This window comes from Pseudomonas sp. SK (assembly GCF_012975065.1).
In the GTDB taxonomy this organism is placed as follows: domain Bacteria; phylum Pseudomonadota; class Gammaproteobacteria; order Pseudomonadales; family Pseudomonadaceae; genus Aquipseudomonas; species Aquipseudomonas anuradhapurensis.
The window spans coordinates 2,938,131-2,960,410 of sequence record NZ_CP051857.1; the positions used below are offsets into that span (position 1 = coordinate 2,938,131).

Consider the following 22,280-nt stretch of genomic DNA (forward strand, 5'->3'; position numbering starts at 1 on the left):
CCATGTCTTTCACGACCCAACACGCCGCCTCGTACTACGCCGCCACGGCACGCGATGCGGCGCCCTACCCCAGCCTGGACGGCGAGCTGACGGCCGACGTGTGCGTGGTTGGCGGCGGGCTGACCGGCGTCAACACCGCCCTGGAGCTGGCCGAGCGCGGCCTGTCGGTGGTACTGCTGGAAGCCCGGCGCATCGGCTGGGGCGCCAGCGGGCGCAACGGCGGCCAGCTGATCCGCGGCATCGGCCATGATGTCAGCGGCTTTGCCCGTCATGTCGGCCAGGACGGCGTGCGCTATCTCAAGCAGGCCGGCATCGATTCGGTAGCACTGGTGGCCAGCCGCATCGCGCAGTACGGCATTGCCTGCGACCTGCGCTGGGGCTTCTGCGAACTGGCCAATACACCTGCCCAGTTCGCCGCATTCGAGGATGAGCTGTGCGACCTGGCTGCCCTCGGCTACCGCCCTGAAACCCGCCTGGTCGGCGCCAGCCAGTTGCACGAGATCGTCGCCAGCGACCAGTACGCCGGTGGCCTGGTCGACATGGGGTCGGGCCACCTGCACCCGCTCGACCTGGTGCAGGGCGAAGCGCGTGCCGCGCATGGGCTGGGCGTGCGCATCTTCGAGCAGAGCCCGGTGCTGCGCATCGACCACGGCGCCCAGGTCGTCCTGCATACGCCGCGTGGCAAGGTGCGCGCGAGCAGCCTGGTGCTGGGCTGCAACGCCCACCTCGACGAGCTGGAACCGCGCCTGAGCGGCAAGGTGCTACCTGCCGGCAGCTACGTGGTGGCCACCGAGCCTTTGCCCGAGGCACTGGCCAGCCGCCTGATCCCGCAGAACATGGCGCTGTGCGACCAGAAAGTCGGCCTGGACTACTACCGCCTCACGGCGGACCGGCGCCTGCTGTTCGGCGGTGCCTGCCATTATTCCGGTCGCGACCCCAAGGACATTGCTGCCTACATGCGGCCCAAGGTACTCAAGGTGTTCCCGCAATTGGCCAACGTGCAGATCGACTACCAGTGGGGCGGCATGATCGGCATCACCGCCAACCGTTTTCCCCAGGTCGGCCGCCTCAGCCAGCAGCGCAACGTGTACTACGCCCAGGGCTATTCCGGGCATGGGCTGAACGTGACGCACTGGACCGCCAGGCTGCTCGCCGAAAGCATTGCGCTCGGCCACAGCCGCGGGCTGGATGTATTCAGTGCGGTGCCGCACCTGACCTTCCCTGGCGGCAAGGCACTGCGCTCGCCGCTACTGGCGCTGGGGATGTTGTGGTACCGCTTGCGCGAGGCGCTGGGCTGAACAGCCGCGACAGCGGGGCCATTTTTCATGGCGATTGAACTCAGCCACTGGCCATCTGTCGCGCACCTGCTAGCGTTGTTCTGGCCGACTCCACATGGATGCATGTTGATCATGAAATCACTGCCTCGCATTACCCTGTTGTGCGCCGCATTGCTCGCCGTTGCTGCCTGCTCCAGCAACCGCGTGGACCCCAAGGACTACTCCGGCTTCCTCAAGGACTACAGCCGGCTGGCAGAAGCCAAGAGCCCCTCGGGAGACCCGGTGATGCGCTGGATCGACCCCAAGGTCAACGTCAACCAGTACAGCCAGGTCTACATCGAGCCCAGCCAGTTCTACCCCAAGCCACAGCCGACGGAGGTCATCTCGGCGCAGACGCTGCAGGAAATCACCCGCTACTTCAATGAGGCCCTGCGCCGTGAAATGGGCAGCGTCGTGCCCCTGGCCAAGGGCCCCGGCCCGGGGGTAATGGTGGTGCGTCCGGCCATCACTGCAGTGTCCACCAGCAACGAAGGCCTCAAGCCTTACGAGATCATTCCCATCGCGTTGATCTCGGCCGGCGTGAACACCGCCATGGGCGGCCGCGACCAGGAGGTGGATGTTGGCGTCGAGGCGGCCTTCCTCGATGGTGCCAGCCAGAAGGTGCTGGCCCAGGTGGTGCGCAAGGGAACAGGACAGGAACTGGAAAACAAGACCACCAAGCTGACCCTGAACGATGTCAAGCCGGTGCTGGATGGCTGGGCCAAGGACATGCGCGCGAGCTTCCTGGCAGCGAAACAGAAAGCCCGCCAATAACCGCCCGTTGTAGGAGCGGCCTTGTGTCGCGAAAGGGCCGCAAAGCGGCCCCGGGATTTCAATGCAGATCGATGAAACGGGGCTGCTTTGCAGCCCTTTCGCGACACAAGGCCGCTCCTACAAAAGCGCGGTAGGCGATGAGGTTACTCAACACTCCACGAACGCAACAGCCAAACCGCCGCGCGAGGTTTCCTTGTAGTTGGCGTGCATGTCCGCCCCGGTATCGCGCATGGTGCGGATGACCCGATCGAGCGAGATGAAATGCTCGCCATCCCCGCGCAAGGCCATCTGCACGGCGTTGATCGCTTTCACGGCGGCGATCGCGTTGCGCTCGATGCAGGGCACCTGTACCAGCCCACCAACCGGGTCGCAGGTCAGGCCAAGGTTGTGCTCCAGGGCAATCTCGGCCGCGTTTTCCAGTTGCGGCGGCGTCGCGCCAAGTACCTGGGCCAGGCCGGCAGCGGCCATCGAACAGGCCGAGCCCACCTCGCCCTGGCAGCCCACCTCCGCCCCGGAGATCGACGCATTCTTCTTGCACAGGATACCGACCGCCGCTGCCCCCAGCAGGAAGTCCACCACATCCGCATCGCAGGCACCGGGGTTGAACTTCATGTAGTAGTGCAACACTGCCGGAATGATGCCAGCCGCGCCATTGGTGGGCGCGGTCACCATGCGCCCGCCAGCGGCGTTCTCTTCGTTCACCGCCAGGGCGAACAGGTTGACCCACTCCATGGCACTGAGGGTGGAACCGATCACGTTGGGCTTGCCCAGCTCCTGCAGGCTGCGATGCAACCGTGCCGCGCGCCGCTTGACCTGCAGCCCGCCGGGCAGGATGCCTTCGTTGCGCAAGCCATTGTCGACGCATTCACGCATGGCCGCCCAGATCCGCAGCAAGCCCTCGCGGACTTCGGCCTCCGGGCGCCAGGCGCACTCGTTGGCCATCATCAATTGCGCCACGCTCAAACCATGGGTTTTGCACAAGGCCAGCAACTGCGCAGCGCTATCGAACTCGTACGGCAGCTGCACCGCGTTCGCTTCGCCGGGTGGCGCATCGATATCGGCTTGCTCGACGATAAAGCCACCACCCACCGAATAGTAGGTCTGGTGCAACAGGCTGGCCTGCCCGTCCAGGGCTTCCAGGCTCATGGCGTTGGGGTGGTAAGGCAGGTTTTCGTCGAGCAGCAGCAGGTCTCGGCTGTACTCGAACGGCAGCGGGTGGCTGCCATCGAGCATCAGGCATTGCGCCTGCATGACCTGGGCGATACGCGCCTCGATGGTGGCCGGGTCGATACGGTCCGGCCACTGTCCCATCAGGCCGAGCAGGCAGGCGCGGTCGGTGGCGTGGCCAACTCCGGTGGCCGACAACGAGCCATACAGGCGCACCTCGACACGCCTTACCCGGCCCAGCAGCCCTTGCTCACGCAGGGCCTGGGCAAAGGTCGCTGCTGCCCGCATCGGGCCGACGGTATGGGAGCTGGACGGGCCGATGCCGATTTTGAAAAGGTCGAAAACACTGATAGCCATGCTAATGCCTGAGCGTACCCGGCCATGTAGCCGCGGCACGGTAATCGGAAAAAATTGAGCGGTATTGCGAAGTTGCGCGATACTGCCGCGCTGGCTCATGGATGACCAACGAAACTTCCTAAGCAAGGCTTTAGCGGTACTAAACGATGCGTCGACAACTCAATGGCCAGGTGTTCGTCTGGCTGCATGTATTTGCCTGTGCGGCCCGGCACTTGTCCTTCACCCGCTGCGCCGACGAACTGCACATTACCCCCGGTGCGGTCAGCCAGCAGATGCGCCAGCTCGAAGAGCGCCTGGGCTATCGCTTGTTCCTGCGCCGGGCGCGCGGCGTCGAACTGAGCGCCGAAGGGCAGCGCCTGGCACAGACGGTGGCCGAAGCCTACGGCAGCATCGAAGCCGAACTGTTGCGCCTGGACGCGGGCGAAATCCGCGGCACCTTGCGCTTGCGTTCGATCCCGTCGTTCCTGGCCAAATGGCTCACGCCGCGCCTGCCGCGTTTCCAGCAGCGCTACCCGGACATCGAGCTGCGCCTGGTCGCTGAAGACAGCGCCCAGGCCTTGACCCCGGGTGATTTCGACCTGGCAATCGACCTGAACGATGGCAGCTACCCCGGCATGCTCTCGACGCCACTGCTGGACGAGCAGATCTTCCCGGTGTGTTCCCCCGCCCTGCTGCGCGGCCGTCCGCCGCTGCACGGGCCGGCAGACCTGGCGCATTATCCGCTGCTGCATGACATCACTGCCTGGCGCGGCAGTTCGGAATATGCCGAATGGGAGTTCTACCTGGAGGGCATCGGCGCTGCTGGCCTGGATGTGCGGCGCGGGCACACGTTCAACCGTAACCACCTGACCATCGAGGCAGCGATTGCCGGCATTGGCGTGGCGATTGCGCGACGCACACTGCTCAACGACGAACTGGAGCGCGGGGCACTGATCGTGCCGTTCGGGGTGCCGATTGCCAACCACAAGCGCTACGTGGTGCATTACCCGCCAGGTGGGTTGAACCAGCCGGGGGCGCGGGCGGTACATGACTGGCTGGTGGAAGAAGCGCGAGGGTTCAGGGAGTTGCACCCGCTAAGCAAGGACCAACCAACCTGAACGCGGTCTTTGCAGGAGCGGCCTGGGGGCGCGATGGAGCGCGCAGCGGCCCCGGTGATTTCGGCGTCGACGCACGGGTTTCCGGGGCCGCTGCGCGCCCCATCGCGACACCAGGCCGCTCCTACAACAAGCCAGCTCAATATGCCTGCTTGCCGGTAAACGCGTTCAGCGTGCGCACCAGGATCACGAAATCCAGCCACAGCGACCAGTTGTTGATGTATTCGATGTCCGAGTCGACCCGTTGGATCATCTGCTCGATATCCTTGGTCTCGCCGCGGAACCCGCGCACCTGGGCCAGGCCGGTCATGCCTGGCTTGATGTTGTGGCGGGCGAAGTAATCGACGATGTCCTGCGAATACAGCGTGTCATGTTGCAAGGCATGCGGCCGTGGCCCGACCAGCGACATTTCGCCGGTCAGCACATTGAACAACTGCGGCAACTCATCCAGGCTGGTGCGGCGGATAAAGGCACCGACCCGCGTCAACCGCGGGTCGTTCTTCTGCGCCTGCCTGATCACGCCCTGCTCCGGCTGGTGCACGTGCATGCTCCGGAACTTCCAGATGCGGAACGCTTCCCCGGTCCAGCCGGTGCGCTCCTGGCGGAAGAACACCGGGCCGCGGCTATCGAGCTTGATCGCCAGCGCCACGGCCAGCAGCACCGGCGATGCCAGCAGCAGGATCAGCGCCGCCAACACCCGGTCCTCGAGGTTTTTCAGGAACAGGCTCATGCCGGTCAAGGGCGTTTCCGACAAGGTCAGCACCGGGATGCCAGCGATTTCCCGCACGCTGTGGTTGATCAGGCGCAAGGAGAAGATATCCGGCACCCAGTTCACCGCAATGCACTTGTCGAGCAGCTTGAAGTACACATCGTTGATCACCTCGGAACCGCCCAGCGGCGTCACCAGGTAGACCGTGCGGATGGCGTGCCGGGCGACGATCTCGTCCAGCTCGGCAATCTGCCCCAGCACCGGCAGGCGTGGCTTGCCTTCGGCACCCTCGCGCCCCGGCTCGTCGAGCTTGTCGATCAGCACGCAACCCAGCACACGTTCGCCGAACCAGGGGTTGTTGCTGATTTTCTGGTAGAGAAAGTTGGCCAGGTCACCGGCGCCGATGATCAGGGCATTGTCCAGGCGTGCATGCGCGCTAAAGCGCTTTTGCAGCTCGCGCACGGCAAAGTGCAGAAACAGCTGGGCGATGTAGCCGATGATGAACAGCTGCACGACCAGCAGCCGCGAATAGGTTTCGCTCTGTTTGGTCAGGAAGGCCATGACCACCAGGAAGCAAAAGGTCGCCGACCACGCCTTGAACAGTCGGAAAGCCTTGATGGAAAGCCCGACGTTGGTGCGGTAGATCGCATAGTGGTCGTAGATGACTGCCAGCGCGCCAACCAGCAACAGCAGCATGATCACGTAGTCGGAGGTGATATAGCCAAACTGGTCGTAGATCAGATACCAGGCGATGCCGGTAACTGCGATGCCATCGAGGCCGGCCTGGATGGCGTTGCTGACGCTGCTTCTTCGCTGAAGTAAGGAACGACTGCTCCTGGGTTCGAAAACCATTTCAGACCTCTTCAATTCGAGCGCAGCAAGTGCCTTTGATCCAACCGCAAGCCTTGAAAACGGCCCATATGCAAAGCCAGCGAAACAGGATCGTACCGCCCACGACCCTTGCTCTCACTGTAGCAGCCAACCGCCACCAGTGTGCCGGCAACGCCGCTGGCGTACCTTCCAGCCGGCCTACCGGGCGAGCCTGCCTGCGCCTTTGCTGCGGCGGTACAGCAGGGTACGCAGCAGGAACAACGGGTTGCCCACCACATAACGGGTGAACAGGCGCTTGGGTTCACGCGACAGCCGGTACAGCCACTCCCCGCCCAACCCTCGCAGCCACTTCGGTGCGCGGCTGACCTTGCCACCGAGAAAGTCCAGGATGGCCCCGCCGCAGACGATCAGGCACGGCCCGCCAGTGGCCACCAGCCGCGCCGCCACGGCCTCCTGCCTGGGCATGCCCATGCCCAGCACGATCAACTCCGGTTGCCGCTCCCTGGCCAGTTGCAGATAGGTTTCGATGCTGGCAAAGCCATCGTGAACCGACACCGGCAGCACCCCGAACAATGCCGCGCAGCGTTGCACGGCCTGGTCCAGGTACGGTTGCCGGGTCCCCCAGAAGGCCACCCGCCGCCCGCGGTAGGCAGCCATCAGCTGGGGAATGAAGTCGGTGCCATTCATGTTGCGGCCGGGCTCGAGGCCGAGGTGACGATACAGCATCGCCATGCCGGCACCGTCGCGCAGCAGCACGTCGGCCGCCGACAATGCCTGGCTGTAGGCGCGATCGCGTACCACCAGGTTCATCGCATGGGCATTGACGAAACCCAGCACCGTTGGCGCTTGCGCAACGGCGAGGCGCTCGAGCAGGCGCTGCGTCGCAGCGTCGTCGGCCACCGTTTCGAGCTTGCCGATGATGCTGTCCCAGCGTGTCAGCCAGGCGGCCATCAGTCGTCATCCCGTTTCGAACGAACCCAGTCAACCTGGCGCTTGATCAGGAACCCGAGGTACATGGGGATTTTCCTTGCCGCGTAGAACGGCGCGTACAGCAGCACGGAAAACGGGATCAGTTCGCGACAGAAACGCGCCCACGCCAGCGCGACCGCCAGGCCGAGCAAGGCCAACCCGCACAGGGCGATCCATGCCGGTGCCGCCACGCCGAACAGCAGGTAGGCCAGCCAGGCCAGCAGGTTGACCGCGACCAGAGCCAGCACCAGCAAGGCCAAGGGCGGCACCAGCAAGTCCAGGGTCATGGCCAGCAAGCTGCCGTTACCGTGCTTGAGGGCGGCCAGCGCGCGCCTGGGCGCATCGCTCAGCATCAGCCCCAGGTGGCCATGCTCCCAGCGGGTGCGCTGGCTGTTCAGGCCTTGCTCGTTGGCTGGGAACTGGCTGGTGACCAAGGCCTCGGGGCAGAAGATCGGCGGCTTGCCTTGCTGGCACAGGTCCAGGCCCAGCTTCACATCCTCCACCAGGTGACCATTGGCCAGGTCGACCAGGGCCAGGTCATGCCAGCCGAACGCCATGCCGGCGCCCATCAACTGGCACGGCAGGCCCAATCGGGACCAGCCACGCGGGCGGACGAGGTTCTTGACCCGCCAGGCGAATTCAGCGACTTGCACTTTCGGCCCGGCCCCCGCCGGGGCATGGGTCAGGTACAACGCCTGGACCGGGCGGGCGACTTGCTGGCAGCGCAGCGCCAGGCGTTCGATCGCACCCTCGCCCACCCGGCAATCGGCATCCACCACGATCACTACCTCGGGTGGCTGGCGCGCCAGGTGCCGCACGCCAAAGTCCAAGGCGTAACCCTTGCCACGCAGGTGCAGATCGTGCCGCTCCACGACCTCGGCGCCGGCCTCGCGCGCCAGTTGCGCGGTATCGTCGGTACAGTTGTCGGCCACCACCAGCAGGCGGTCGCCAGGCTGCAATTGTGGGGTGATGCTCGCCAGCGTGGCGCGGATGATCGAAGCTTCGTCATGGGCTGGCACCAGTACAGCCACCTGCGCACGCCTGCTGCTGGCGAACGGCTGTACCGGCCTGGGCAGGCAAGCCAGCAGCACTTGCAGCAACAGCAACAGCACCGGTAGCAGGACGATGATCGCCAGCAGGCCGAGAAACCAAGCCAATACACTTATCATGCGGATGCCTTGAAATAGCTGGCCAGCCGGGCCGCCTCGGTGTCGATATCATGCCGTTGCAGCACACGTTGGCGGGCCGCCTCGCCCATCCGCTGCAGCACTTCGACAGGTTGCGCCAGGCACTCGGCCATGGCTGTCGCCAGTTCGTCCACCGCGCCGGCGGGAAACAACCAGCCATTCTCGCCCGGCTGCACCAGCTCGGGAATGCCTGCCACATAGGTGGTCAGCACCGGCCGGCGCAACGCCATGGCTTCCATGATCACCACCGGCAAACCCTCGGCGAAGCTGGGCAGCACCAACGCGCGGGCGGCCAGGATTTCCCCGCGCACCTGCGCGCTGCTGATCCAGCCGGTGATACGCACGTGCTGCTGCAAGCCGTAGCGGGCAATCAACGCCTCGATCTGCCCGCGCATGTCACCGTCACCGGCCAGCACCAGCTCGAAGCTGATTGGCCGTGCCGCCAGTAGCCGTGCTGCTTCAAGCAACAGCAACTGGCCTTTCTGTTCACACAAGCGCCCTACGCACACCAGGCGCAGCGCCGCCGGTACGCTGGCTGGCGCCACATCGTGGAAACTGCGCTCGAGGCCACAATGCACCACCTTCACCTTGGCCCACTGGTCGTGTGCCACCCAGCGGAACAGCTGGCTGCGCCCGTACGAACTGACCGCCACGACAAAAGCGGCGCGCTGCACCTTCTCGCCGAGGTGCAGCAACTGTGCTTTGTCGAATTCTTCCGGGCCGTGCACGGTAAAGCTGTAGGCGGGCCCGCCCAATACATGGGCCAGCATCACCACCTCGGTGGAGTTGGTACCGAAATGCGCGTGCACATGTTGCGCCTCGCCGGCATGCAACCATTGCAGCAGCTGGCAGGCCTCGGCCAGGTAGACCAGGTGGTAGGGCCAGCCGCGATCGGCCCGCAAGCCCAGGCGCATGGCCAGCCACAGCGCGCGGCAGAAGCGCCGTGGCTGCCTGCGCAGCACTTGCCAGGTGGGTTGCAGCAAACCCTTGATGCCGCTTTGCAACACATAGCGGGTGTTGCTACGTTCCATCGCGTCTTCGGCGTCCTGCAGCTCGGCGTCCCAGCCGCGCAAGGCAATACGTTGCACCGTAAGCCCCTGCCGCTCCAGCGCGAGGATCTCGCGACGGATGAAACTGTGGCTGACTTTCGGGTACTGGTTGATGAAATAGGCAATGCGCATAGAAATCCAGATCAAGACCCGCATGATGAACCTTCTGACCCGCCGCAGTAGCCGCAGCTGTCACTTCAAGCTGTCGACTACCGGCGGCTGGCGCCCCGCCGATGCCCCTTGGTCAGGTGCATCCCCCTGCTTCTCTTGTAGCCCAAGGTTGTGACCGTTGCCTGCCAAAGCAGCCTGCAAGCGCGCGAAAACATCCTCGAGCAGTACCTGGCGACGGCGGTACATCGCTCGTTTCTTGCTCGGGATGTCCTCGTTCGCGCGTTGTGCCGGAGCCATTGGCAGGGCAAAAAAATCCGCACGCTCGCTGGCAATGGCGCCGTGCTCCTGCCAGATCGCATCATAGTTGGCGACCAGGTCCTCGCCCTTGTCATGGCCGAAATACACGTGCCGGTGGTGGCGGCAGGCATCCCGGACGGCATACAGATGCACCACGCGCAAGGTCCTGGCCAGGCACTTCAGCGCTTCGAGCAGCAGGCTGCGCGGGCGAAGCCCCTCGAAGTCCTTGGTCAGGTCGCGGTAGATGGCAAGCGAGGTTGCGCTGTCGACGCCCTTGTGAATGCCTTGCACGGCACCAATGAACAGGCACAGCTCGCCCTGGCTGCGGCACAAGGTGAATGCCAGGGAGGCGACGCGCAGGTCGTTGCGGAACAGGTTCAGCACCAGCTCGCCTTCCCGCTTGAACCAGATCGGCCGGTCAAGGACCAGGCGGCAGCCGGGGGAATAATTGGACAGCTCGCACACTACCTGGCTGGCTGTCCGTTCCAGCAGCAACAGGGCCGGAAACTGTCCGGCCACCACCTCGAAGTGCGAGGCCACCACCTCCAGGCGCTGGGGTGCCTCCCAGCATCTGCTGATGTAGGGCCACTGCACCACGCCGATGCAATCCACGCCCAGCCGTCGCCAGCGCGCCTCGCCCAGGGCCAACCTCATGCGCTGCACAAAGGCGTTCAGTCGCGGCCATTGGCGGGCAATCTGACGCATCAACCGGTACTTGTTGTTCAGCGCCCGCAACGAGTAGCCCGGTTGCAGGGTGAACACGCTTTTCACGATCGTGCCAAGCATCCACGGCCCCTCTTGCTTGTATTCGATCAAGGCCGGCTTGCCGGCCACGAAGCGCTGCTGCAGGAACCGCAGCTGCCCGAGCATTTCCGGGAACTTGCCCAACACCAGGAACACCGCCTGCAGCCAGTTCTGCCGCGCCGACCTGGCACCGCGGCGGGCCAGGCGCACGACCTGCAGCGGGTAGACCAGCAGCAACAGCAGGCCCCAGCTGCCCAATGCCAGGCAGGCCAGCAACGTCGCCACGGGGATGCCCAGGCCCCAGATCCAGGCGCGGCGCGATTCGCGCAGCCAGTGCCGCTCGGGCGCCCGCCCATGCAGGTAAGCCCCTTCTGCGTAGGCATGGCCGGCGCGCAGGCTGCGCCGCCACCATTGACTGAAACGGCTCATGGCGGCGTCGTGCAGGGTCATCTCGGCGTCCAGGCGCCAGATTTTCCACCCCTGAGCGCGCAGGCGGACGCACAGCTCAGGCTCTTCGCCAGCGATCAGCCCGGCGCGGAAGCCGCCGACAGCGGCAAACGCATCTGCCCGCATCAGGGCATCGCCACCACAGGCCTTGGCCTCACCGATCGGGGTATCCCATTCCAGCTCGCACAACAGGTTGTATACCGAACGCTCGGGGAAACGCTCACGTCGCCGGCCACACACCACCGCCACGTCGGGGTGGCTGTCGAGAAACGCCTGCGCCACCGCCAGCCAGCCAGCGGCGACCTCGCAATCGCCGTCGACGAACTGCACCAGGCGCAGCGACGGCAGCAGCTGTTGCAAGGCGGCAAAGCCTTCGTTGCGCGCGCGGGCGGCGGTGAACGGCTGGCCCATGTCCAGCGCCAGCACCTCCACCCCCAGGCTGCGAGCCAGTTGCGGTGAGCCGTCGCAAGACCCCGAGTCGACGTACAGCAGCTGGTCCGCGCCATGCACCAGCGAACGCAAGCAACGCTCGAGGCGCTGGCCTTCGTTGCGGCCAATCACCACCACGCCGATCCCGCTCGCCATGGGTTTCACTCGACCGGCACCGTACTGGCCGCTTGCCGGGCCTTGATGGTCGCCGGCACCCCCACCGCCAGCGAGTTGTCCGGCACATCCACCAGCACCACGGCATTGGCACCAATCACCACGTTGTTGCCGATGCGGATGCTGCCCAGCACCTTGGCCCCACTGCCGATATCGACATTGTTGCCGAACACCGGCGCAATCGGCTCGCTGACGTTCTTCAAGCCCACCACCACGCCGTTGCGGATGCGACAGTCATCGCCAAACCGGGCATAGCCGCTGATCACGATGCCGCCAAAATGGTCGATGACGAAGTTGCGGCCAATCACCACTTCGCACGGCAACTCCACGCCGGTAAGGATCTGCACGCATTTGAACAACACTTTGTACAGCAGCGAAAACAGCTTGCGCAGCGGTGCCGGGCGCACGCCATAGCGCCAGCGGCCGAAGCGGTACACCAGCAATACCCAGAAGCCCTGGGCACCCCAGTCGCCCCCATGGGCCCGCAGGTCGGCACGTACATTTTCGAACATGGCTCCACCTACCTTGTCGGTTGGCTGGCGTACCGGGTCTTGAACAACAGTGACCAGGTCGCCCGGCAGTGACGCCAACAGGCGCGTATAGCGCCCCAGCCGCGTCGTTTCAACAGCGCCTTGAGTGCCAGCACCAGGTCGCCGACGGTCACCAGCAGCATGTGCAGGGCCAGCCCGGCCAAGCCGTGATGCTTGCGAAAGTACAGCAGCTCGCTTTCGATCTGGTACGCCGAGATCTGCCGGCTGGCTGCCTCCAGTTCGGCGACCGAGCGCGAACTCTCGCCACCGATGTGCACCACTGTGGTGTGCGGGTAGAACACCACCTTCCAGCCCGCCGCCTTCACCCGCTTGCAGTGGTCGACTTCTTCGTAATAGAGAAAGTAGCGCGGGTCGAACAGCCCGACCTGGTCGAGCACTTCGCGGCGCACCAGGTAGAAGCAGCCAGGCAGCCAGTCGCATTCGCGCACCGACGCGTGGTCCCAGTCCATCTCGTCGACCATCTTCAGCCCCGGGAACAAGCGCCCCAGCCCGGTGCGCCCGGCAAACACGTTGAGCGGTGTCGGAAAGTAGCGGCAACTGGGCTGCAGGTCGCCATCGCGGCCCTCCAGGCGCACTCCCAGCACGCCGCACTCGGGGTGCGCCTCCATGTACTCGAGGGTCTTCTGCAAGGAGTCGGCAGCCACGAAGGCGTCGGTGTTCAGCAGCAAGGCGTACTTGCCCTGCAGGTGCGCCAGCAGCTGGTTGTTGGCCCGGCCGAAACCCACGTTGTGCTTGTTGCTCAGCAACAGCGCCTGCGGGCACACCGCGGCCATGCGCTGCAGCGAGTCATCCACCGAGGCATTGTCCACCACCAGGTAGTTGGCCAGCCGTTCGCCGTCGGCCCGGCGCAGCGCATCGAACATCGGCTGCAGCAGCCCGGCCGTGTTGAAGTTGACCACCAGGACATCGACCGGTTTGCTAGCCATTGCTGCCATCCCCGAAGAAGTACTGGCGCCGTTGCGCCATCAGCAGCGGCTCCAGCTGGGGGTCATAGGCGCCGTTGCGCTGCTTGACCAGGTCGATCCACGGGTAGGCTTCGCAACGTGCCTCGACCCGTTTGATCAACTCTTCGGTGGTACAGATGAATTCTGCCGGGTTGCCCCCAAATACCGTGCCTGGCGGCACGTCCTTGGTCACTACCGCACCGGCGGCGACGATCGACTCCGGCCCGATGGTCACGCGCGGCATGATGATCGCGCCATGGCCGATGAAGCAGTTGTCCTTGATGTCGATATAGCCGACCGAGTCCAGGTGCTTGCCGAAGCGGTGCTCGATCAGCAATACCACCCCGTCATGACCGATCAGCGTGCAGTCGGCCAGGCCCACACTGTTGCCGATGCGCACCAGCGAAGGGTCGAGGAACTTGCTGCCCGGGTTGGCGTGAAAGTCGCTACCCACCGAATGAAAGTTGCCCCAGCGACTGAGGTACGCGCCCCATTCCAGCGCTGTGGGCCTGCAGAACCTGCGGTAGAACGAGCTGCCGCGCCCGGTTGCATGGACATACTGCGCCACGGCCTTGCGTATCCATCCCTTCATGCTGCCAGCCTCGCACTCTAAGCAATCTGGACTGTTCCTGAGGCGCATCCGGTCTCGTTCTTGTAGGTGCTGACCGCAACGCACTCAACCCGTTCACAACGTTTATCACCCCACAGCATCCCTGGCCGCGCTCATCCTGGCATCCAGGTGGTCGGCCAGGCGCAAGGCAAACTGCAGCAACGGCAAGGTCGGATTGGAGGCACCGCCGGTGGCGAAGATGCTGCTGCCAGCGATGTACAGGTTGGCAATCCCGAACACCTTGCAATCGCGGTCGACGACACCGGTTTGTGCGGAGGACGCCATGCGCGTGGTGCCCATGTGGTGGGCATGTGGCGACATCCTCAGCGGTATCGAGGTGTCATAGACATAGTCATTGAGCTTGATGAAACCCAGGTCGGTGTCGGCCCATTGCTTGGCCAGTTCACTGCCAATGCACTTGATGGTGTGCCGGTCATCAGCGCTCAGGGCCCAGTTGACGTTGACCTTGGCGACACCGAGCGCGTCCCTCTCGTCCAGCAGCGAAATACGGCTGTGCAGGTTGGGGAACTGTTCGATCAGGGTGCTGATGAGGCCGTCGCCGGGGCAACTGAAGCGGGCGACGAAGGCGATCTTGCTGGCGACCCCCATGTCGCAGGCCAGGTTTTCCAGAAAGTGCTTGACCTCGGCCGTGCGCCCGTAGGTCTGCACTTCGGCCAACAGGGCGGCCCTGACATTGCCCTTGCCGGACTTGTACGCGTCAATGAAGGTATCGGTGGTGAAGTACTCGCGTGGCTCCGGGGCCAGCCCTGACTTGAGGATGAAGGTGCCCAGGTCGATGTTCAGGTGCTCCATGAAACAGCTCCCGACCAGCCCATCCTTGCTCACGATGCCCGCCCGCAGCAACGATTCGCTGTTGAGCAGTTGCCTGGCATTCTCGATGCCGCCGGTGGCCAGCACGAAGGTGCTCGCCACCAGGCGCTGGCGGTTACGCTGGTAATCGGACAGCACTACCGCCGCCAGGTTGCCGGTGGCCTCGTCGAACTCCAGATCCACGCAATTGCAGTTGATGAACACGTCCAGGCCTTCGGTCTGCTCGAGGGCGACGGCGTATTTCTGCGCAAACCGCGTTGGCGGGCTGAGCAGAAAGCGGTCCGGTTCGAATTCGTCGCCCCCGAGCCCGCTGTTGATTGCCTCGAAATCCGACCCAGGTGGCAAGTCGACGATGTCCATGGCGGCAGGCAGGTAGCTGGCAATTTCCGCATAGGGGATCGGCCAGCCAGGCAAGCCGCCAATCGGCGCAAGGGCGAAATCCGAGGCCGTGAACGGCCGGCAACGGCCGGCCCAGTGGTTCGATGTGCCACCCAGGTAACGCAGCCGGGATTCCTGGGCATACAGCTCCAGGCCGGTGGACTTGCAGGCATACAGGTCTTGCGAAAGCGATGAATACTCGCGCCCGCCACCTTCGGCAAGCAGCACCCGCCAGCCAGCGGCGGCCAGGCGCAGGGCCAGGGTGATGCCGGCCGGGCCAGCGCCGATGATGCAGACGTCATAGCTGTCGCGCAGGGTCTTCTGCTGTTGGTAATCCTTGATCATGCTTGCTCGTTCCGGAAGTAACGGGACGGCAACACCCAGCCATTGATCAGCACGTGCCCGCGCTTGCCGCCACGTTCGCTGGCAATGGCTGTAGCAGTAGCGAACACTGCCCCGCCGACGCCCAGCAAGACACAACTCTGGATAAAGCCCCTGCGCCCCAACTGCCCAGCACAAAAAGTCAACTTGTCCATGGCCCGGCCTGTGCCCTTGAAAGTTTCTTTCGGCAAGCCGCATCACAGCCAGTTGAAAAAGGCTGTCAGCAGCGCCCCGCAAAGCGCGCCGAGCAGTAGCATCGGCAGCACCATCAGCTCACGTTTGAGGCTGAAGATATCCAGCTTGCAATTCACGTACACGATCAGCACCAGCGTCGGCAGGGTGTGCAGTGCCACCCCCCAGATCGCCCAGTCCACGCCGCCAAGCATCAGCAACAACGGCAGCAGCACCCACAGCGAGACCAGGCGGATGATGTTGTCGATGGCCTGGTACTTGGTCAGGCCCAGGGCAATCCACACCTGGTGTGCCAAGGTATAGCGCAATGTGAGGAACGACAGCGAAAGAATAGCCAGCATCGGGCCAGCTTCACGGTAGCGGTCGTCGTACATCCAGCCGATCAGCAACGGGCTGGCAGTGAGGAACCCGCCACAGATGAACAGTACCAGCAGGTCGACCAGCAGGCGGAAGCGGTGATACAACGCCTTCAGGCGCTCCTTGTCGCCGGCCCGGGCTGCCTCGCTGAAGGCGGGGAGCGCCACCGCCCCGAAAATTTTCATCAGTGCGGTCTGCACCGCACCCAGGATGAGTACGGCAATCGAATAGACCCCCAGTTGCGCCGTGGTCATGCTGGCACCGAACCAGATGCGGTCACCGTACATGGCCAGCACACCCACCATCGACGACAACAGGATCCAGCGGCCAAACACTATCAATTCGTTCACCGCACTGCGGTCCCACTGCAGGCGGTTGCGCGACCCCTCGAGAACAGTATGGCCGAGCAGGGTCCAGGCCAGGGCCGACACCAGGCCGGCGATGACCAGTGCCCAGACCGAGTGGGTCAGGTAACCCAGCACCAGCATCACCACCAGGCCGACCACTTGCGAGGCCAGGTCGACCAGCGCCACGCGCTTCTGTTGGAAAGTGCGCACAGCCACATCTATCTTGGTGGACTGGAAACCCCAGATCACCGCCGACAGCGCGGTGGCGGCCAGCACCATCGGCAGCTCGGGTTCGGCATAGGTGGAATCTGCCGGCCACACTTCGGCGTGCTGGGCAAGCCAGGCCGCCAGGGCCAGCAGTACGGTCAGGACGAACAGCACCAGGCCGCGGATAATCTGCACCGTCCAGGCGGTATTGAGAAACTGCGGGTCATCGCCGCGCTGGCTCTGCACGATGTTCTGCCGCAGGCCGACATCGGACAACAGATGCAGGAGTACCGAAACGGTGTTGGCAATGACCATCACCCCGAACATTTCCGGCACCAGCAGGCGGGCCATGAGCAGATTGCCGCCAAGGCGCATCGCTTGTGACGCCACCTGCGAGACCAGGTTCCACGACCCGGCCTTGAGGGCCCGCTTGCGCAGGCTCGCGGCGGCTGACACACCAATCGACGGCATGACATCAATCTCTGACTGACTAAAAAGTCACTATAGTTTCAATTAGCCACGATGCTAGCCGTTGCCCACCGAGGGAAAGGTGCCCATAGCCGATGCCTGAACATTTGCGTGCGTTGATCGTCATCCTGTTCCTGGCTAGCGTGGTCTTCCTGCTGGCCCGGCGGCCTGCCTGCGACCTTATCCCGCTGCGCGACTTCAAGCGCCGGCGCAATCTGTGGTTCCTGCTGACCCTGTTGGCCTTCTTCTCGCACAGTTTCTGGCTGTACCTGGGCGCAGGCGCAGTCATCCTGTACATCGCCGGGCGCCGCGAGCACAACCCCATGGCGCTGTTCTACCTGCTGCTGTTCCTGATCCCGCCGGCTTCGCTGCAGGTGCCGGGGTTCGGCCTGGTCAACTTCCTGGTCGAACTCAACCATATCCGCCTGCTGAGCGTGTGCGTGCTGTTGCCGGCAGCGCTGGCCCTGCGCCGCCAAGGCGACACCCTGCGCTTCGGCCGCACCTGGCCCGACAGGCTGCTGGCGGCGGGGCTGCTGCTGATGAGCGTGCTGTACCTGCGCGAAACGACCCTGACCGACACCCTGCGCCAGACGTTTTACCTGTATATCGACGTGCTCCTGCCGTATTACGTGGCCAGCCGTGGCCTGCGCCAGATCAGCGACTTCAAGGACACCCTGCTGGCCTTCGTGCTCGCCTCCTTCCTGCTGGCCCTGATCGGCGTTGCCGAGTATGTGCGCCACTGGCTGCTGTACAGTGCCCTGGTCGACGCCATGGGCGTGCCATGGAGCATGTCCGGCTACCTGGGCCGCGGCGGTTCGCTGCGCGCCAGTGTCACCACCGGGCAGGCCATTGTGCTGGGTTATGTGATGAGCGTGGCCATTGGCCTGTTCCTCTTCGTCCAGGGTTACGTACGCCGCCCCTGGCAGCGTTTGATGGGAGCCCTGCTGCTGGCCGCCGGGCTGTTCGCGCCGCTGTCGCGTGGCCCGTGGATCGGGGCCATGGTCATCGTGGTGGTATTCGTCGCCCTCGGCAAAGGTGCGCTCAGGCGCCTGGCACTGCTGGCTGCGGCCGGCATGCTGGCCCTGCCCCTGCTGACCGCCGTGCCCGGTGGCGACAAGCTACTGGACCTGCTGCCGTACATCGGCAACGTGGACAAGGACAACATCACCTACCGCGAGCGGCTGATGGACAATGCGTGGATCGTCATCCAGCGCAACCCGCTGTTCGGCTCGTTCGATTTCCGCAATACCCCGGAAATGCAATCGATGATCCAGGGTGAAGGCATCATCGACATCGTCAACACCTACATCAATGTGGCACTGCGGGTCGGGCTGGTCGGGCTCGGCCTGTTCCTGGCGTTCTTCGCCAGCGTGCTGCTCGGCATGCGCAAGGCCATGCGCAGTTTCGCCGACAAGGACGACGAGCGACGCCAGCTCGGCCGAGCGTTGCTGGCGACGCTGGCCGGCATCCTGGTGATCATCTTCACCGTCAGCAGCATCACCTTCATCCCGGTGGTGTACTGGACGATCGCCGGGCTGGGCGTGGGCTATAGCCAGATGGTACGGCGGCTTCACGACAGCCAGGTCAGCGAGCTGGCCGGCTCAGGCCTTCAAACCGGGTGATGCCTATGAACCTGCTTCTGCTGCGCCGCTCGGCCCTGCAAACCCTGCGCGTTTCGGCCCTGGCCGGCTTGGCCCTGCTACCCTCTGCCGGCTGGGCATCGGCCTGGCAAGTCAGTGTCGATGAACAGAATGGCCTGCCCATGGTGACCCTCGGCGGCGGGCCGGTGATGAAAGCCAAGTTCGACTTCTGGGCGGCCAACTGGAGCTGGACCGGCTTCGACACTGCGGTCAAGGTCAATGGCCCCTACCACTACACGCTGCAGGGCAGCAACAAGGCGCTGGATTTCGACCTGGCGGCGGATATACGCAAGGAGCAGGCGCAAACCCTGAGCTGGGTTTTCGACCTTGCCGCGCACAGCCGCCAGGCCGGGGTGATGGGCGGTGGCATGGTGTTCCAGTTCGACCCGGGGCAAATTGCCGGGGGCATGGGGACGCCGCAGTTGCTGCCCGGCAACCGTGGCTGGTCGTGGGGCAAGGCTGAGCAGGGTCGACGCATCGAGATGCGCTTCGACCCGCCGCTGGCCAAGGTGTATTTCGAGCGCGGCAACCCGTCCGAATTGCGTGCGTTTCTCTACGACGACCCGATCAACGCCGGCCAGCAGCAGATCAAGGCGGTACTGAACATCAGCGGTGACATCGAGCTGGGGCCTACGCCCAGCGAACGCTTCGGCCTGACCGACCCCAGCCGTTGGCCGGATGACCACCTGGACTGGCGCACCTCGCCGGTCGACCTGTCGTTCCTCAACGCTGCGGAAAAGCCCGCGGGCAAGCGCGGCTTCGTCAGGGCTGTCGGCGAACAGCTGCTGTTCGAGGACAACACCCCGGCGCGCTTCTGGGGTACCAACCTGTCCGCCTATGCATTGTTCAAAAGCCCGGACGAAGAAATCCGCCACCAGGCCAAGCGCCTGTCGGCGCTGGGCTTCAACCTGGTACGCCTGCACCACCACGACTCGCCGTGGGTCAGCCCGAACGTGTTCGGCGACGCCACCGTGGTACGTGATACCCGCCAACTCGATGCCGAGTCGCTGCGCAAGCTCGACCTGTGGATCAAGGCGCTCAAGGACGAAGGCATCTACGTCTGGCTGGACATGCACGTCCAGCGCGCGCTTACCGCCAACGACGACATTGACGACTTCCAGGAGATCGCCAAGGGCCAGGATCATGTCGACCTGAAGGGCTACGCCTATGTCAACCGCAGCATCCAGCAGGCCATGAAGCGCTTTGCCGAGCAGTACCTGGGCCATGTGAACCCGTACACCGGCCTGGCCTACAAGGATGACCCGGCGATTGCCGCGGTGCTGATCACCAACGAGGACGACCTCACCCAGCACTACGGCAACGCCTTGCTGCCAGACAAGGACGTGCCCCGCCACAGCGCACGCTACATGGACGCTGCCAAGGCGTTCGCCCGCCAGCATGGGCTGCCGAGCGACCTTACCTGGCATGCCTGGGAGCATGGCCCGTCGAAGCTGTTCCTCAACGACCTGGAACAACGTTTCAATGCCGACATGATTGCGCACCTGCGCAACTTCGGCGTGAAAGTACCGATCGCTACCACCAGCACCTGGGGCGGCAATGGCCTGAGTGCGCTGCCAGCGCTGAGCGCAGGCGATGTGATCGATGCCCACAGCTACGGCGCCAATGGCCAGCTGGAGAAGAACCCACTGACCAGCGACGGCATGATCGACTGGCTCGCTGCCGCCCAGGTGGTCGGCAAGCCGATGACCGTCAGCGAGTGGAACGCCGAGCCCTTCCCGCTGCCCGATCGTCATTCGTTGCCGCTGTATGTGGCCGCTACCGCCAGCCACCAGGGCTGGGACGCCATGCTGCAGTATGCCTACAGCCAGCAAGCCTTCAATCCAGGCTGGCGCACGGCGGACAACTGGCACGCCTACAACGACCCGGCGATGCTCGCTACCCTGCCCGCTGCCGCCCTGCTCTACCGCCGTGCGGACGTGCACCCGGCCACCACCCGTTACGTGTTCGCACCGACGCCTGCCACGCTGTACGGCCAGGAAATCACCCCGCGCAATTCCGTGCTGCTGCGCACGGCCATGGAAAAGGGCCAATTGCAGATCGCCCTGCCGCAAACGCCGCAACTGCCCTGGCTGAAACCTGCCGCCATCCCGGCCGATGCGCAGGTGCTGAACGACCCGGGGCAAGCCTTGCTGGCGGCCAACGCCAACGAGGCAGTTACCGACACGGGTGAACTCAAACGCAACTGGCAACAAGGCATCTACACCATCGACACCGCGCTGACCCAAGCCGCCAGCGGTTGGCTGGGTGGCCGCTCGATCAGCCTTGGCGCCATCCAGGTGCAGGCACAGACACCCTATGCCAGCGTCGTGGTGCAAAGCCTGGACGGCCGCCCCTTGGGCCAGTCGCGCGAGCTGCTGGTGTCGCTGGGCACCCGGGCCGTGCCCAAAGCCGATGCCAACACAGCGTTCAACGTCGAGCCGCTTGCCGGCACCTTGAACATCAAGGCGCCTGCTGGCCTGAAACTGTACGCCCGGGAGCCAGCGGCACAGCTCAAAGCCTTGCCCGTGGCCTACCAGGATGGGCATTACCGCATCACCTTCGATGGCCAGTACATGTCCAATTGGCTGTTCTTGAAATAGGGCATATGGCCATCTACCCTCAAACAGACCTGTAGCTGAAGCGCCCGCCCGGTCTTGACCAGGGATGATTCACTGCGGCTGAACAACAGCAGAGTCCAGGAGGCTTGGATGAAGTTTCTGGTTGTCGGTGGCGCAGGCTACATTGGCTCGCACATGGTCAAGCATCTGCTCGGTACTGGCCATGAGGTGGTAGTGGCCGATCTGGTCTCACCCGGCCCTGGTGTGCAGTGGGCGAAACTGGACATCGCCGACGAGCCGGCCCTGGATGTGCTGTTCGCTGTTTGCCGCTTCGATGCGGTGTTCCACTTTGCCTCGTACATCCAGGTGGGCGAGTCGGTCAGCGTGCCTGGCAAGTACTACCAGAACAATGTCGCGGCGACCCTCAGCCTGCTGCAGGCCATGGTCAATGCCGGCATACGGCACCTGGTGTTTTCTTCCAGCGCTGCCGTCTACGGTAACCCGCAGTATGTGCCGATCGACGAAGCGCATGCCAAAGGGCCGATCAACCCGTATGGGCTGAGCAAGTGGATGGTCGAACAGATTCTCGAGGACTTCGACCGCGCCTACGGCCTGAAGTCGGTGTGCCTGCGCTATTTCAACGCCGCCGGCGCTGACCCGCAGGGCCAGTTGGGGGAATGCCATGACCCGGAAACCCACCTGATCCCGCTGATCCTGCAGGCCGCTTCGGGCCGGCGTGACGCGATCACGGTGTTTGGCCGCGACTACGACACGCCGGATGGCACCTGCATCCGCGACTACGTGCATGTGGCCGACCTGGCGACGGCCCATGCGCTGGCGGTGGATTACCTGCTGGCAGGTGGCGAACGCACCGCGTTCAACCTGGGCAATGGGCTGGGCTTCTCGGTGCAGCAGGTTATCGATACCGCCGGGAGCGTGACCGGCCGACGGATTCGCAGCCTCGATGCCCCGCGCCGTGCGGGCGACCCGCCGCGGCTGGTGGCGGATGCTGGCAAGGCCATGCGTGTACTGGGCTGGCGCCCGCAGTTTGCCGAGCTGGAACAGATCGTGCGGCATGCTTGGCAGTGGGAGTTGCAGTATCCATGGCTGATGCGCCAGCGCTAGGGCACGCCGGGCACACCTGTGGCAGCGGGTAATCCG

General features: G+C 64.4%; 18 protein-coding genes and 1 pseudogene. 6 read left to right on the forward strand and 13 right to left on the reverse strand.

Annotation, left to right across the window (positions count from 1 at the left end; genetic code table 11):
* Positions 1-2 precede the first annotated feature (2 nt).
* Both HG549_RS13575 and HG549_RS13580 read left to right on the forward strand, forming a co-directional pair.
* On the forward strand, positions 3-1,298 hold the full coding sequence (locus HG549_RS13575; protein WP_170030000.1) for an FAD-binding oxidoreductase: 1,296 nt from the start codon (positions 3-5) through the stop codon (positions 1,296-1,298).
* A 111-nt stretch (positions 1,299-1,409) separates the two neighbouring features.
* Positions 1,410-2,090 (forward strand): DUF3313 domain-containing protein, encoded by a 681-nt coding sequence (locus HG549_RS13580; RefSeq protein ID WP_170030002.1) that lies wholly within the window; start codon positions 1,410-1,412, stop codon positions 2,088-2,090.
* 147 nt (positions 2,091-2,237) lie between these two features.
* Here HG549_RS13580 and HG549_RS13585 read toward each other — a convergent pair whose 3' ends face one another.
* Positions 2,238-3,614, reverse strand: coding sequence for an L-serine ammonia-lyase (locus HG549_RS13585; RefSeq protein ID WP_170030004.1), 1,377 nt, complete (start codon positions 3,612-3,614; stop codon positions 2,238-2,240).
* A 146-nt stretch (positions 3,615-3,760) separates the two neighbouring features.
* Here HG549_RS13585 and HG549_RS13590 point away from each other — a divergent pair, with 146 nt between their 5' ends.
* A complete protein-coding gene (locus HG549_RS13590) occupies positions 3,761-4,711 on the forward strand; it encodes a LysR substrate-binding domain-containing protein (protein ID WP_170030006.1) in 951 nt (316 codons plus the stop codon).
* A gap of 136 nt (positions 4,712-4,847) precedes the next feature.
* Here HG549_RS13590 and HG549_RS13595 read toward each other — a convergent pair whose 3' ends face one another.
* The 12 genes and pseudogenes from HG549_RS13595 to HG549_RS13650 form a co-directional block, all read right to left on the reverse strand.
* The gene (locus HG549_RS13595; RefSeq protein WP_170030008.1) at positions 4,848-6,269 is read right to left on the reverse strand and encodes an undecaprenyl-phosphate glucose phosphotransferase; all 1,422 of its coding nucleotides are present in this window, start codon (positions 6,267-6,269) and stop codon (positions 4,848-4,850) included.
* A 177-nt stretch (positions 6,270-6,446) separates the two neighbouring features.
* Positions 6,447-7,199, reverse strand: coding sequence for a WecB/TagA/CpsF family glycosyltransferase (locus tag HG549_RS13600; RefSeq protein ID WP_170030010.1), 753 nt, complete (start codon positions 7,197-7,199; stop codon positions 6,447-6,449).
* Entirely contained in the window at positions 7,199-8,386 is a 1,188-nt protein-coding gene (locus HG549_RS13605; protein WP_170030012.1) for a glycosyltransferase family 2 protein, read from the reverse strand. The genes HG549_RS13600 and HG549_RS13605 overlap by 1 nt, the downstream gene beginning before the upstream one ends.
* Entirely contained in the window at positions 8,383-9,585 is a 1,203-nt protein-coding gene (locus HG549_RS13610; protein ID WP_170034182.1) for a glycosyltransferase family 4 protein, read from the reverse strand. The genes HG549_RS13605 and HG549_RS13610 overlap by 4 nt, the downstream gene beginning before the upstream one ends.
* A gap of 60 nt (positions 9,586-9,645) precedes the next feature.
* Entirely contained in the window at positions 9,646-10,647 is a 1,002-nt protein-coding gene (locus HG549_RS13615) for a DUF535 family protein (RefSeq protein ID WP_170034184.1), read from the reverse strand.
* Positions 10,648-10,662: 15 nt separating this feature from the next.
* Positions 10,663-11,637, reverse strand: a pseudogene (locus tag HG549_RS13620) (glycosyltransferase family 2 protein); the annotation flags it as partial.
* Between the two features lie 5 nt (positions 11,638-11,642).
* A complete protein-coding gene (locus HG549_RS13625; protein ID WP_170030014.1) occupies positions 11,643-12,167 on the reverse strand; it encodes a serine O-acetyltransferase in 525 nt (174 codons plus the stop codon).
* Between the two features lie 8 nt (positions 12,168-12,175).
* Complete coding sequence (locus HG549_RS13630; protein ID WP_170030016.1) at positions 12,176-13,132, reverse strand: glycosyltransferase family 2 protein; 957 nt, start codon at positions 13,130-13,132, stop codon at positions 12,176-12,178.
* Entirely contained in the window at positions 13,125-13,742 is a 618-nt protein-coding gene (locus HG549_RS13635; RefSeq protein ID WP_170030018.1) for a DapH/DapD/GlmU-related protein, read from the reverse strand. Before HG549_RS13635 ends, HG549_RS13630 begins: the two co-directional genes overlap by 8 nt.
* A 105-nt stretch (positions 13,743-13,847) precedes the next feature.
* Positions 13,848-15,314 carry a GMC oxidoreductase gene (locus tag HG549_RS13640; protein WP_170030020.1) on the reverse strand — a complete coding sequence of 489 codons (1,467 nt, stop codon included), beginning with the start codon at positions 15,312-15,314 and terminating at the stop codon, positions 13,848-13,850.
* The gene (locus HG549_RS13645; RefSeq protein WP_170030022.1) at positions 15,311-15,505 is read right to left on the reverse strand and encodes a hypothetical protein; all 195 of its coding nucleotides are present in this window, start codon (positions 15,503-15,505) and stop codon (positions 15,311-15,313) included. The genes HG549_RS13640 and HG549_RS13645 overlap by 4 nt, the downstream gene beginning before the upstream one ends.
* A gap of 42 nt (positions 15,506-15,547) precedes the next feature.
* Positions 15,548-16,924, reverse strand: a complete 1,377-nt coding sequence (locus HG549_RS13650; protein WP_170030024.1) for an oligosaccharide flippase family protein — start codon at positions 16,922-16,924, stop codon at positions 15,548-15,550.
* Positions 16,925-17,016: 92 nt separating this feature from the next.
* On the opposite strand from HG549_RS13650, the gene HG549_RS13655 reads away from it, so the two are divergent.
* From HG549_RS13655 to galE, 3 genes are all read left to right on the forward strand, one after another.
* Positions 17,017-18,543: an O-antigen ligase gene (locus HG549_RS13655; RefSeq protein ID WP_170030026.1), complete on the forward strand. Its 1,527-nt coding sequence runs from the start codon at positions 17,017-17,019 to the stop codon at positions 18,541-18,543.
* A gap of 5 nt (positions 18,544-18,548) precedes the next feature.
* On the forward strand, positions 18,549-21,161 hold the full coding sequence (locus tag HG549_RS13660; protein WP_170030027.1) for a cellulase family glycosylhydrolase: 2,613 nt from the start codon (positions 18,549-18,551) through the stop codon (positions 21,159-21,161).
* A 108-nt stretch (positions 21,162-21,269) separates the two neighbouring features.
* Positions 21,270-22,244, forward strand: coding sequence for a UDP-glucose 4-epimerase GalE (gene galE / locus HG549_RS13665; protein ID WP_170030029.1), 975 nt, complete (start codon positions 21,270-21,272; stop codon positions 22,242-22,244).
* Positions 22,245-22,280: the final 36 nt, after the last annotated feature.

Coding starts and splice junctions, on each gene's coding strand:
- HG549_RS13575 (WP_170030000.1), top strand. CDS start 3: ATGTCTTTCACGACCCAACACGCCGCCTCGTACTACGCCGCCACGGCA.
- HG549_RS13580 (WP_170030002.1), top strand. CDS start 1,410: ATGAAATCACTGCCTCGCATTACCCTGTTGTGCGCCGCATTGCTCGCC.
- HG549_RS13585 (WP_170030004.1), bottom strand. CDS start 3,614: ATGGCTATCAGTGTTTTCGACCTTTTCAAAATCGGCATCGGCCCGTCC.
- HG549_RS13590 (WP_170030006.1), top strand. CDS start 3,761: ATGCGTCGACAACTCAATGGCCAGGTGTTCGTCTGGCTGCATGTATTT.
- HG549_RS13595 (WP_170030008.1), bottom strand. CDS start 6,269: ATGGTTTTCGAACCCAGGAGCAGTCGTTCCTTACTTCAGCGAAGAAGC.
- HG549_RS13600 (WP_170030010.1), bottom strand. CDS start 7,199: ATGGCCGCCTGGCTGACACGCTGGGACAGCATCATCGGCAAGCTCGAA.
- HG549_RS13605 (WP_170030012.1), bottom strand. CDS start 8,386: ATGATAAGTGTATTGGCTTGGTTTCTCGGCCTGCTGGCGATCATCGTC.
- HG549_RS13610 (WP_170034182.1), bottom strand. CDS start 9,585: ATGCGCATTGCCTATTTCATCAACCAGTACCCGAAAGTCAGCCACAGT.
- HG549_RS13615 (WP_170034184.1), bottom strand. CDS start 10,647: ATGCTTGGCACGATCGTGAAAAGCGTGTTCACCCTGCAACCGGGCTAC.
- HG549_RS13625 (WP_170030014.1), bottom strand. CDS start 12,167: ATGTTCGAAAATGTACGTGCCGACCTGCGGGCCCATGGGGGCGACTGG.
- HG549_RS13630 (WP_170030016.1), bottom strand. CDS start 13,132: ATGGCTAGCAAACCGGTCGATGTCCTGGTGGTCAACTTCAACACGGCC.
- HG549_RS13635 (WP_170030018.1), bottom strand. CDS start 13,742: ATGAAGGGATGGATACGCAAGGCCGTGGCGCAGTATGTCCATGCAACC.
- HG549_RS13640 (WP_170030020.1), bottom strand. CDS start 15,314: ATGATCAAGGATTACCAACAGCAGAAGACCCTGCGCGACAGCTATGAC.
- HG549_RS13645 (WP_170030022.1), bottom strand. CDS start 15,505: ATGGACAAGTTGACTTTTTGTGCTGGGCAGTTGGGGCGCAGGGGCTTT.
- HG549_RS13650 (WP_170030024.1), bottom strand. CDS start 16,924: ATGCCGTCGATTGGTGTGTCAGCCGCCGCGAGCCTGCGCAAGCGGGCC.
- HG549_RS13655 (WP_170030026.1), top strand. CDS start 17,017: ATGCCTGAACATTTGCGTGCGTTGATCGTCATCCTGTTCCTGGCTAGC.
- HG549_RS13660 (WP_170030027.1), top strand. CDS start 18,549: ATGAACCTGCTTCTGCTGCGCCGCTCGGCCCTGCAAACCCTGCGCGTT.
- galE (WP_170030029.1), top strand. CDS start 21,270: ATGAAGTTTCTGGTTGTCGGTGGCGCAGGCTACATTGGCTCGCACATG.